The organism is Kitasatospora sp. NPDC001664 (genome assembly GCF_053596675.1).
In genome coordinates this window covers 1-9,191 of record NZ_JBSFGS010000069.1, presented here as the reverse complement: position 1 = coordinate 9,191, position 9,191 = coordinate 1, and the positions used below count along the sequence as shown (strand labels likewise).

Below are 9,191 nucleotides of genomic sequence, written 5' to 3'. Positions count from 1 at the left end.
GGCCACGCCCCGCTCGCCCCGTCCACGCCGATCCGGCTCACCATCGCCGCGATCGGCGTGGCGGCCCCGCTGCTGGCCCTCGGTTCGGACGACAAGGGGCGTCCGGAGCTGCCGCCGTACTCGATGCCGGGCACGGCGGGCTGGCTGCGGGACTCCGCGACCCCGGGTGCCCAGGGCGCCGCGGTGGTGGCCGGGCACGTGGACACGCTCGACGGCCCGGCGGTCTTCTGGGCGCTGTCCACCGTGAAGGCGGGAGCGCTGGTGGAGGTCACCCGGCTGGACGGCAGCACGGCGGTGTTCACCGTGGACGAGGTCCGCACCTTCCCCCGGAAGTCCTTTCCGAACGCGCTGGTCTACGGCCCCACCCAGGCCGCCGAACTGCGCGTCATCACCTGCGGCGGACGATTCGACCGGGCCGAGCACGAATACACCAGCAATGTCATTCTTTTCGCCCATCTGACGGACGCTCATTGAGCCCGCACCGAAATGGACGGCAGCCGAATGCCCCCGACCCGGAAGAGGGATCGGGGGCATTCGGCGCAAATATCGCGGAATTACTGCGAACGGCCGCCCCCACCGCGTCCGAACGGAGTCCGGCCGGCCTTCCGCCGTGACCTCGACCACGCGGAATCGTTGAGCAGCGCGAGTGCCTCCGGGCCGGTTCTCCCGGCCCGGTCGGCTGACCGCCCCCACGGCACAGGGCGGCGGCCGGAGGGCGGCACATCGGGACGACCGGTGCGGAGGGACACCCGTCGGTCGTCCCGGCATTCGCCCCCGACACGCACTCCGGACGGTGCCCGCACCGGCCGCGGCGGCCCGGATCAGGCGCGGCGGCCCAGCAGTTCGGCGACGACCGCCTGCCAGTCGATCAGGCGGCCCTCGGCGCCGGACGGGACGCGGCGGAGGCTGCGGCCCAGGAAGGCCCGGATGCCGGCGGTCTCGATGTCGACGACGGCGCAGCAGTCCGCCGACCGGAGTTCCACCGCCGTGCGCTCCGGAGTCCGCGGCCACACTCGCACGTCGCCGAGGCCGGCAACGGTATCCAGCCCGTCGAGCAGCAGCTGCCGGGCGAACACCCAGGTCACCGGCGGTTCGTTCAGGGCACACCGGGTGCCGAGCACGAGCCGGACCGCGTACGGGTCCGCCGCCACGTACTCGAGGTGGGCCTCGACTTCGGGCGGGTACGGCGCCACCAGCGCCGCGGCGAGCGACTGGACCACGGGTTCTCGACGCACTGGCACACTTCCACGACGGGCGGACGGCGGCCCCGCTGGAGGCTGGGCCGGACACTTGTACCCCAGATCGGCCCGCTCGCGCCCGGGCAACCGCCGGGTGGTTGACGGGCCGTTACGTCATCCGGCCGCACCACGCGTCCGCCGACGGACCCCGGCCCGTGGGCCGGACGGAAACGCGTGGCCCCCGGCCCGCCGTCGGCCCCACCGGGCGGGATGCACACGAAGGTGTGAACCCCGGTCGGCCCACGTCCGGGACACCGGCCCGACCGGGAGACACCTCGCCCCGTCCTCCGGCTCAGCGAGCCGTGGCCGCCGCCCTCGCCCGCCTCGCGCCGTCCCGCATCGCCGACCTGGCGGCGATGACCGCTGCCAGGGACTCCGGTCCGGTGACGTCGGCGGCCGAGAGGCGGACGCCGTCCTCGCCGTACACGCCGGCCGCCTCACGCCAGCCCTCGGGCCTGATCCCGTAGCGCTTTCCGAGCAGCGCCACGAACACCCGCGACTTCTGCGGGCCGAACCCGGGCAGGGCGAGGAGGCGGTCGTAGACCTCGGCCCCGCTCCGGGCGCCGGCCCAGAGCCCGGTGACCTCACCGTCGTAGCGCGCGACCAGGGCCTTGCAGAGGTGCTGCACCTTCCTGGCCATGGCGGCCGGCTGGCTGTGGATCGCCGGGTCGGCCCTGCACAGCGAGGCGAACCGCCCCGGGTCGCACGCGGCGATCCGCCGGACGTCCAGGCCGTCCGTCCCCAACCGCCGAGCGATCAACAGCGGTGCCGTGAAAGCCCAGTCCAGCGGGACGCGTTCGTCCAGCAGGACGCCCACCAGCGCGGCGAGCGGGCTGCGTCCGAGCAACTCGTCGGCCGCGGGGCGCTGTGCCAGGCGGACGGCAACGGCCATGCGGACCCTCCTCGGGTCGGATCACCGGTAGTGGCGCCCAGTGTGGCCGAGCCCTACGGAGCCGGAGCCCGCAACACGCCACGCGTCCACCCGCACGGTCTCCTTCCCCGGCCGGACGATCCCCCCGAACTCCCCCTCGGCGTCGGGACCGTGGCGATCCCGGCGGTGGCGGGCGGGCAGCACCGGCTTCGAGCCGTCACGCAGCACCTGACGCGCTCCACGGTGCCGTCCCTGCGACCCGAGCCAGACGATCTCGACCGTCGCGAGGGAGAGCAGCAACAGCAACAGCACGAACATCATCGCGTGGGCCTCAACACGTGCCCACCCTCGCGCCCGAGGCGGCCCGGTCCCCGAACGGCGCGCCGCAGCGGTGCGGAAGCCGCCCGTTCGGTCCTCCGTACCCGATGTGACCGGTCCCGACGGCGCGGCCGGTTCCGACGGCCGGGACCGCCGAGGGCGTGCTCGGCCGCGTCCACCACGAGCCCGGCGTCCGATCCCGCAGCGGGCGCCCGCACCGGTCCTGCGCCCAGCGGTACCGGTTCCGGCCGGTCCTGATCATCCGTCAGCCGTGAGTCACCGCAGGTGCCGCCGTCCGATGCGGGCCGGAGCGAGGCGCAACCGCAGCCGAAGGGGCAGCCCGGTGCTGTCGGCCGCCTCGGCGAGGACGGCCAGCAGTGGGTCGACGGTGGCGGCCGGTGCGGTCGGCCCGGCCAGCCTGACGGTGAGTTCGAGGGCCGGGCGACGGCCGCGGGTGAGCCGCGCGACGCCATCGGCCACGCCCGGGACGAGCAGGGCACGGGCTCGGACCGCCTCGGTGAGCGCGGTGGTGCGCAGGTCCCCCGTGCCCGGTCCGCCGGTGCGCAGGCGCAGGGTCGACGGGGTGCGGGAGAGGAGCTGGGCGAGCAGCAGGACGAGGCAGAGCAGCCCGGCGGCGGCGCTCGCGAGGGCCACTGGATGGTCCCAACTCCGTTCCACTGACAGCTCGTTCGCCAGCTGTGGGGTGAGCAGCGGGGAGTCGGAGGTGCGCGGGAGCCAGGACGGCTCGGCTCCTGTGGGCAGGAGACCGGCCGCGGCCGACAGGATCGTTCCGGAGGCGGCCAGCAGGGCCAGTCCGGCCAGGGCCAGGGCCGCGCGGTTGACGGTGCGTCGCATCATTCCTCCGTGCTCTGGTCGCGGGTGCCGGTACGGGCGGCCGGGCCGGTGGGCCGGGGTACGCGGACGACGGTCCGCGGCGGGCCGTCGAAGCCGAGGCGGGCGTAGGCGTCCCGGGCGGCCGCCCGTACGGTGTCGGCGGGGACCGGGGCCCGGACGGTGATCCGCACCGTCCGGGCGGCCCTGACCCGGAACCGGCCGGGCGCTCCGACCGCCTGCCGCACCTCGCGCTCGACCAGCCTCCGGTCGACCTCGACCACCGCCGTGCCGCGCGCCGCGGGCAGCCGCCAGCCGGACGGCCGACGGCCGGTCACGGCCAGCAGCACCAGCCAGAGCCCGAGGATCCCGGCCGCCACGGCGGCGGCCAGCACCGGGAGGCCGCCCACCCGCGCCGAGGCGAGCTGGTCCAGGACCCGCTGCACGGCGGCCGGGTGGGGCACGCCCCGTACCCGGGCCGACCACCAGGCAGTCGCCGCGAGGAGCCCGACGGTGGACAGCACGGCGGCGGGGATCCGGCGGGCGGTCCACCGGTGCGCGGCGCGGCGGGCCCTGGCGGGTGCGGTGGGGTGCCCGGCCGAAGCGACGGGTCCGGGCGGCAGCCCGGGTGCCCCGTCCTGCGGCTCCAGGGACACCACCCGGACCCGGGTGCGGCGCAGCCGGACGCCGGCCTGGGCGTCGGCGGCCCGCTCCGCCGCCCGGACGGCCTGCCCGGCCTCCCGCGCCAGCGGTCCCGGGTAGCGGAGGACGAGTCGGAGCGCCGCGTCGGCGCCGGCCCGGTGGCGGCGGACCCGGCCACGGGAGGTCACAGCGCCGGACGCCGCCGATCCTGCGGCGGCCCGGGTGGCGATCCGTGACAGCGCCCGGTCGGTGATCCGGAGTCCGCCGCGTTCCCGGGGCGGGGCGAAGGTGGACCTGGTGCTCATCGCCGCTCCCCCCGGTGGAGGAGTTCGGCGGGGCCGGGGCCGCCGTCGGCCCACCTGCCGAGCAGCAGGCCGAGGGTGCCGAGGGCGGCGACCAGCAGGAAGGCGGTGAAGCCGCCGAAGGCCGCAACGAGGCCGAGGGCGAGGCCGGCGATCAGGCCGGTGTGGGTGTGGGACACGGCGGTTCCTCCTCCGATGGTGCGTCAGCTCCGGGGCCGCGTCGGCTCCGGCGGCGCGTCGGCCGGCCGTTGGCCGGGCAGGGTGTAGTCGAGCAGGGCCAGCAGTCGGCGGTGTCCGGGACGCAGCCCGCAGACCTCCAGCCGGGCTCCGGCCCGGGCACAGCGTTCGCGCACCCGGGTGAGGAGCCGGAGGCCGCTGCTGTCCATGAAGCCCACCCCGGACAGGTCCAGCCGCACCCACGCCGTCCCCGGCCCGATCAGGCACAGGGGGTCGGCGAGCTGGGGCAGCGTCAGGACGTCGAGGTCACCGCAGGGGGCGAGGTACAGGCCGCCGTCGCGGCGCTCGACCGCGCAGTGGAACTGCTCACAGGGGCCGGCGCAGCCCTGGTGGACGTGGTCGACCCGAACGACGGGCAGCAGGGTCGTCATGGCGGTGCTCTCCTTCCACGGGGTGCGCCGTGCGCGCTCCGGTGCCTGGTTCGACACCGGCGGACGCTGATTCCTCACGCGGTCGCTCCGAACCTTTCGAACGGACCCGGCCTCCGGCTCCCCCGGACGGGCGGAGCGCGGGATTCCTCCCGCGCCCCGCGTGAGGAATCCGCGCCGCCCGCTGTCCAAGACGGCGAACCACCACCACGAGCACCGGAGGCCACCGTGTCCGTCACCGAGACCATCGCCCGCAAGGACGTCCGCCCCGCCGAGTCCGCACGGCCGGTGCGGCCGGTTCCGCCGTCGGGTGAGCGAGGCCGTACCGCCATCGCCGACCAGGTGGTCGGCAAGATCGCCGGCATGGCCGCGCGGGAGGTGGACGGCGTCCACTCCTTCGGCGGCGGCCTCACCCGCGCCCTGGGCGCGGTGCGCGACCGGGTCCCGGGCGGGCGCTCCAACGGCGTCACCCGGGGCGTCAAGGTGGAGGTCGGGGAGAAGCAGGCCGCCGTCGACCTCGACCTGGTGGTCGAGTACGGCGTCGCCATCGCCGACCTCGCCGCCGAGGTCCGGGAGGAGGTGATCGGCGCCGTCGAGCGCATGACGGGCCTCCAGGTGGTGGAGGTGAACATCAACGTGGTCGACGTCCACCTCCCGGACGAGGACGAGGAGGAGGAGCAGACGCCGTCCACCCGTGTCCGCTGACGCCGGTGGGCGTTTGCCCGGATGGGGCGGCCGACGCCCCGCCCGCCTGCCGCGACGACCACCTCCCGGAGCGACGGATCCGCCATGCCCGAGTCCCCACCGACCCCTCAGGCCCGACCCGGGCCCTCCCTCGCCGCGCTGCCGGACCAGGTGCTGGCCGCCCGGGCCGGGGACGGCGACCAGGAGTCCTTCGCCGAACTGATGCGCCGTCACACCCCGCGGATGCTGGCCCTCGCCACCCGGATGCTCGACGACCGGCAGGCCGCCGAGGACGAGGTGCAGGAGGCCTGTCTGGCGGTCTGGCGCAAGCTGCCCGACTTCCGCGGCGACTCCGCCTTCGGCACGTGGCTCTACCGCATCGTCACCAACCGCTGCCTGAACGCGCTGCGGGCCCGCCGCACCGAGGTGCCGCTGGACGAGGCGCGGGAACCGGCCAGCACCGACCCGGCCGACCTGCCGGAGCGGGCGGCCGAGTCGCACGCCTCGGTGGACGGTCTGCGCGCCGCGCTGGCCACCCTCACCCCGGAGCAGCGGGCATGCTGGGTGCTGCGCGAACTGCACGGCATGACCTACGACGAGATCGCCGAGGTGACGGGGATCGGTGAACCGGCAGTACGCGGGCGGATCTTCCGGGCCCGCCGACAGTTGACGGAGGCGATGGCACCATGGCGCTAGACGACGCCGACCACCCCGACGGCCGCGACGCCGCGACGGCCGGCGCCGATCCGGCGGACCTCGACCCGGCCGGCTCCGAGACCCTGACCTGCGGCGCCGACCTGGCCCTGCTCTGGGAGAACGGCCGTCCCGCCCCCGGGCACGAGGACTGCCCCGACTGCGCGGCCGCCCTCGACGCCCGGCAGGGTCTGGAGCTGACGGTGCGTGCGGCCCTCGACGAGGACCTGCACCTCCCCGACGAACCGGCCTTCCTCGAACGGCTGATGACCGCGGTCCGGACCGAACTGCGCCCGGGCCCGCTCGTCCCGCTCGACCCGGACGGCGACGACTGGGTCACCGGCTCCGCGGCGGCGGCCGTGCTGCGCTCCGCCGTCGACGCGCTCCCCGGTGTGTGCGCGGGCAGCTGCCGCATCGCCCCCCTTGACGCGCCGCAGCAGCGCGGCCAACTCACCTTCTCCTCACGCCGGTTGGCGCCCGGCCCGCTGTTCGCGGCGGTCGAGGTCTTCGCCGACCTCAGCCGCCCCCTCCCGGAGACGGCCGCCCTGGTCCGGTCCGCCGTGACCGAGGCCGCCGCCGTCCGCCTCGGCCTCGAACTGCGCCGGGTCGACGTCACGGTCCGGGACCTCCTCCCCGAGAGTGACGGTGCCTCATGACCCCCGACGAACGCCGCGCGCTCGAAGCCGACATCGCCGGCTGGGTCGCGGGCCTCCCCGGCGTGGCCTACCTCAGCCCCCGCCTGACCGACCGTCTGACCTCCCGGCCCGGCACCGCCGCCGGGGTACGCCTGCGCCCGACCGAACCCGCCACGGTCGAGGTCTGGCTCGCGGTCCGGCCCGGCCACCAGGCCGCCGCCACCGCCCGCGCCGTCCGCGCCCGCGTCACCCACGGCCTCGGCCGCCGCCCCGGCCTGGACGGCACCCGCGTCGAGGTCGTGGTCACCGCCTGCCTCGACGCCGTCCGCCCGCTTCCCTGACGACCGTTCGCGCGATGGCGCTGCGGGCGTGCCGGGGAGAGCGCCGTCGGCGCGCACACGCTCGCTCCACGAAGCGGCGCCCACGCCGCACTGCCGCCCGGGCGAGACGTGGTCACCGGGGTGCCCGCCGACCGGTGGGCCCGCGCGGGCACCCCGGCCCGGCTCACCTCCCCCGGTGCCGGCCCGCGGACGGCGCGACCTCGTCGGAGGGGTGGTGGCCCGCGGCGGCGCCCGTCGTGGTGGAACCGGCCCGCGCTCGGCGGCGCCCCGCCCAGCCGCAGGGCCGCGTCCGGTCGATGACGGACCGGCTCGGCCCGAGCAGCAGCCGCAACGCGCGCTTCGCGTACCGGTGTTCCGTACCGGTGGGCACCAGACGCTCCGTCACGGCGAGGAATTCCCGCACCACCGCTGCGGGTACCAGCAGGGCCGCAGTGGACGCGGAGCCCCTGAGTACGATCACGAGGTGCTCCGGGTGGACGGCGGTGGGCGGCGAAACCGTCACCCGCCCGACGCCGGACCGCTCGCGCAGACCCGTGGCCAGCAAGTCCCGGGCGAAGGTCCACCGGACCGCCTCGGCCCCCGGTCCGGCCCAGCAGTCGAGCCGGACCGCGTAGGGGTCGGCCGCGGCGTAGCGCAGGTGACCGGGAAGTCGTACGCGCTCCCCCGGGGAGGGCACCAGGCGCAGCATCACCGGCACGGCGCAGCCCGCCTCGGACCTGGGTCGGCCTGCGGCTCGCAATAGGCTCCCGCTCCTCATGCTCCACCTGCACGGTCGAGGGCGGATCGGTTCTGCTCCCACGGAGCGGGCGGCGGATCGGCGTTCACGGGAATCTCAACGAGCACGACGGCGACGCGGCACTCCTGCATCCGGGGGCTCCGCGGCCCGGCCGGATCCCCCGGGCGGGCCGACGCTCCGCTCAGGAGCCGTCGGCCGCGATCTCGGTGGCGGGCGGTGTCGCGGCGGGCGGCGGAGGTCGCGCCGCGCTGTCCCGGGAGCCGGTACGACGCCGTCCCCGGCGTCACGTCGGCGCAGGTCCCGCGGAGCGGCGAAGCCCAACGGGGTCGAGTGCGAAGGGGGGTGGGTGACGTTGCGGCCCCGGCTCAAGACCGTGCCGTGGGAGCGCGCCGGGTTGTCACGGCGTCTGACCCACGACCGGCGTGATCTCCTGCTGACGCAGGCGCATGGACCTGGCGGACCGGCCCGGCGGGCACTGGCCGTTCCACTCCTGGTGACGGACGTGCCGGGCCCGGTCGGCCTCCAGCAGAGCCTTCAACCTGGACTGCGACCGGACGACCAGGCCGAGACCCACCGCCGCGACAGCCCGGGCCACCAGGCCGGGCGTGCCCCGCAAGCCCCGCAGCGGCCCGAGGTCACCGGCGACGAAGGCCGCGACGACCTCTTCGGTCTCCACCGGGTAGTACAGGAAGTCCAGCAGTGTGGAGATGCGTTCTGCCAGGGCCTCGGCCGGCATGGACGTGGCGACCGCCCCCGCCGGCACCCCCGCCTGCTGGAGCGCGCGGGTCAGCAATGCGTTCAGGTGCAGTTCGCAGCAGTGCGCCGCCTGCTCGGCCTGCCCGCACGTCCGCAGCCGCCCGATGACACGGGCGACCGCCGGGCCGTCCTGTTCGAGGACGGCCAGCGCGAGGTCGAAGGCGGCGATCCGCCCGACCACCCCGGCCGAAGCCAGGGCAGCGGATTCAGAGTCGGTCATCACGTCCGCACCAACGACCGTTCCCACCCGGCGGTCGCGGGACCGACCGCTCCACTGCTCCGACCGGCGCAACCACGGCGTGACCGCCCGGGATGCGGGCGGGCGACCCACCGCGGCCGGTGCCGACAGCGCCGAGGGACACTCGCGCCGGAACGGTCACCGGTACCGCCCGCCAACCTCGCCAAGTCCGGCGCGGATCGGTAGCCCTCACCGCGTCGTCGATCGGGTTGCGTCCAGGGGAGTGGTGTACGGGTTCCACCCGTTCCGGGGGTTTCGTCCCGGTGATGGGTGTCGCCTGAGAACGTGAGACGGCCACCGG

Annotated in this window: 14 protein-coding genes; 5 read left to right on the top strand and 9 right to left on the bottom strand. The window is 76.0% G+C overall.

Translation table 11 applies throughout. The features are described 5' to 3' along the window. A partial coding sequence (locus ACWCYY_RS40335; RefSeq protein WP_449798919.1) for a class F sortase occupies positions 1-474 on the top strand: 474 nt, incomplete at its 5' end. A gap of 347 nt (positions 475-821) precedes the next feature. Here the strand turns inward: ACWCYY_RS40335 and ACWCYY_RS40330 are convergent. From ACWCYY_RS40330 to ACWCYY_RS40300, 7 genes are all read right to left on the bottom strand, one after another. After that, complete coding sequence (locus ACWCYY_RS40330; RefSeq protein WP_449798918.1) at positions 822-1,235, bottom strand: SsgA family sporulation/cell division regulator; 414 nt, start codon at positions 1,233-1,235, stop codon at positions 822-824. 295 nt (positions 1,236-1,530) lie between these two features. Next, positions 1,531-2,130, bottom strand: coding sequence for an HhH-GPD-type base excision DNA repair protein (locus tag ACWCYY_RS40325; RefSeq protein WP_449798917.1), 600 nt, complete (start codon positions 2,128-2,130; stop codon positions 1,531-1,533). Positions 2,131-2,151: 21 nt separating this feature from the next. Then, positions 2,152-2,430, bottom strand: coding sequence for a hypothetical protein (locus tag ACWCYY_RS40320; protein WP_449798916.1), 279 nt, complete (start codon positions 2,428-2,430; stop codon positions 2,152-2,154). A 273-nt stretch (positions 2,431-2,703) separates the two neighbouring features. Next, on the bottom strand, positions 2,704-3,285 hold the full coding sequence (locus ACWCYY_RS40315) for a hypothetical protein (RefSeq protein WP_449798915.1): 582 nt from the start codon (positions 3,283-3,285) through the stop codon (positions 2,704-2,706). Continuing rightward, on the bottom strand, positions 3,282-4,205 hold the full coding sequence (locus tag ACWCYY_RS40310; protein ID WP_449798914.1) for a hypothetical protein: 924 nt from the start codon (positions 4,203-4,205) through the stop codon (positions 3,282-3,284). The genes ACWCYY_RS40315 and ACWCYY_RS40310 overlap by 4 nt, the downstream gene beginning before the upstream one ends. Continuing rightward, positions 4,202-4,381: a hypothetical protein gene (locus ACWCYY_RS40305; RefSeq protein WP_345290691.1), complete on the bottom strand. Its 180-nt coding sequence runs from the start codon at positions 4,379-4,381 to the stop codon at positions 4,202-4,204. Before ACWCYY_RS40305 ends, ACWCYY_RS40310 begins: the two co-directional genes overlap by 4 nt. Before the next feature lie 24 nt (positions 4,382-4,405). Further along, positions 4,406-4,810: an STAS domain-containing protein gene (locus ACWCYY_RS40300; RefSeq protein WP_345290690.1), complete on the bottom strand. Its 405-nt coding sequence runs from the start codon at positions 4,808-4,810 to the stop codon at positions 4,406-4,408. Between the two features lie 285 nt (positions 4,811-5,095). On the opposite strand from ACWCYY_RS40300, the gene ACWCYY_RS40295 reads away from it, so the two are divergent. From ACWCYY_RS40295 to ACWCYY_RS40280, 4 genes are all read left to right on the top strand, one after another. Next, a complete protein-coding gene (locus ACWCYY_RS40295; protein ID WP_449798921.1) occupies positions 5,096-5,512 on the top strand; it encodes an Asp23/Gls24 family envelope stress response protein in 417 nt (138 codons plus the stop codon). Between the two features lie 84 nt (positions 5,513-5,596). Beyond that, the gene (locus ACWCYY_RS40290; protein ID WP_345290688.1) at positions 5,597-6,187 is read left to right on the top strand and encodes an RNA polymerase sigma factor; all 591 of its coding nucleotides are present in this window, start codon (positions 5,597-5,599) and stop codon (positions 6,185-6,187) included. After that, complete coding sequence (locus tag ACWCYY_RS40285) at positions 6,178-6,840, top strand: hypothetical protein (protein ID WP_449798913.1); 663 nt, start codon at positions 6,178-6,180, stop codon at positions 6,838-6,840. Before ACWCYY_RS40290 ends, ACWCYY_RS40285 begins: the two co-directional genes overlap by 10 nt. Beyond that, positions 6,837-7,160, top strand: coding sequence for a hypothetical protein (locus ACWCYY_RS40280; protein ID WP_345290686.1), 324 nt, complete (start codon positions 6,837-6,839; stop codon positions 7,158-7,160). Before ACWCYY_RS40285 ends, ACWCYY_RS40280 begins: the two co-directional genes overlap by 4 nt. A gap of 163 nt (positions 7,161-7,323) precedes the next feature. Here ACWCYY_RS40280 and ACWCYY_RS40275 read toward each other — a convergent pair whose 3' ends face one another. Together ACWCYY_RS40275 and ACWCYY_RS40270 are read right to left on the bottom strand one after the other, a co-directional pair. Next, the gene (locus ACWCYY_RS40275) at positions 7,324-7,848 is read right to left on the bottom strand and encodes an SsgA family sporulation/cell division regulator (protein WP_449798920.1); all 525 of its coding nucleotides are present in this window, start codon (positions 7,846-7,848) and stop codon (positions 7,324-7,326) included. A 445-nt stretch (positions 7,849-8,293) separates the two neighbouring features. Further along, positions 8,294-8,872 carry a hypothetical protein gene (locus tag ACWCYY_RS40270; RefSeq protein WP_449798912.1) on the bottom strand — a complete coding sequence of 193 codons (579 nt, stop codon included), beginning with the start codon at positions 8,870-8,872 and terminating at the stop codon, positions 8,294-8,296. Positions 8,873-9,191: the final 319 nt, after the last annotated feature.

Bases quoted from the DNA above. Each gene is read 5' to 3' on its own strand.
- ACWCYY_RS40325 (WP_449798917.1), bottom strand. From the start codon at position 2,130: ATGGCCGTTGCCGTCCGCCTGGCACAGCGCCCCGCGGCCGACGAGTTG.
- ACWCYY_RS40320 (WP_449798916.1), bottom strand. From the start codon at position 2,430: ATGATGTTCGTGCTGTTGCTGTTGCTGCTCTCCCTCGCGACGGTCGAG.
- ACWCYY_RS40315 (WP_449798915.1), bottom strand. From the start codon at position 3,285: ATGATGCGACGCACCGTCAACCGCGCGGCCCTGGCCCTGGCCGGACTG.
- ACWCYY_RS40310 (WP_449798914.1), bottom strand. From the start codon at position 4,205: ATGAGCACCAGGTCCACCTTCGCCCCGCCCCGGGAACGCGGCGGACTC.
- ACWCYY_RS40300 (WP_345290690.1), bottom strand. From the start codon at position 4,810: ATGACGACCCTGCTGCCCGTCGTTCGGGTCGACCACGTCCACCAGGGC.
- ACWCYY_RS40290 (WP_345290688.1), top strand. From the start codon at position 5,597: ATGCCCGAGTCCCCACCGACCCCTCAGGCCCGACCCGGGCCCTCCCTC.
- ACWCYY_RS40285 (WP_449798913.1), top strand. From the start codon at position 6,178: ATGGCGCTAGACGACGCCGACCACCCCGACGGCCGCGACGCCGCGACG.
- ACWCYY_RS40280 (WP_345290686.1), top strand. From the start codon at position 6,837: ATGACCCCCGACGAACGCCGCGCGCTCGAAGCCGACATCGCCGGCTGG.
- ACWCYY_RS40275 (WP_449798920.1), bottom strand. From the start codon at position 7,848: ATGCTGCGCCTGGTGCCCTCCCCGGGGGAGCGCGTACGACTTCCCGGT.
- ACWCYY_RS40270 (WP_449798912.1), bottom strand. From the start codon at position 8,872: ATGACCGACTCTGAATCCGCTGCCCTGGCTTCGGCCGGGGTGGTCGGG.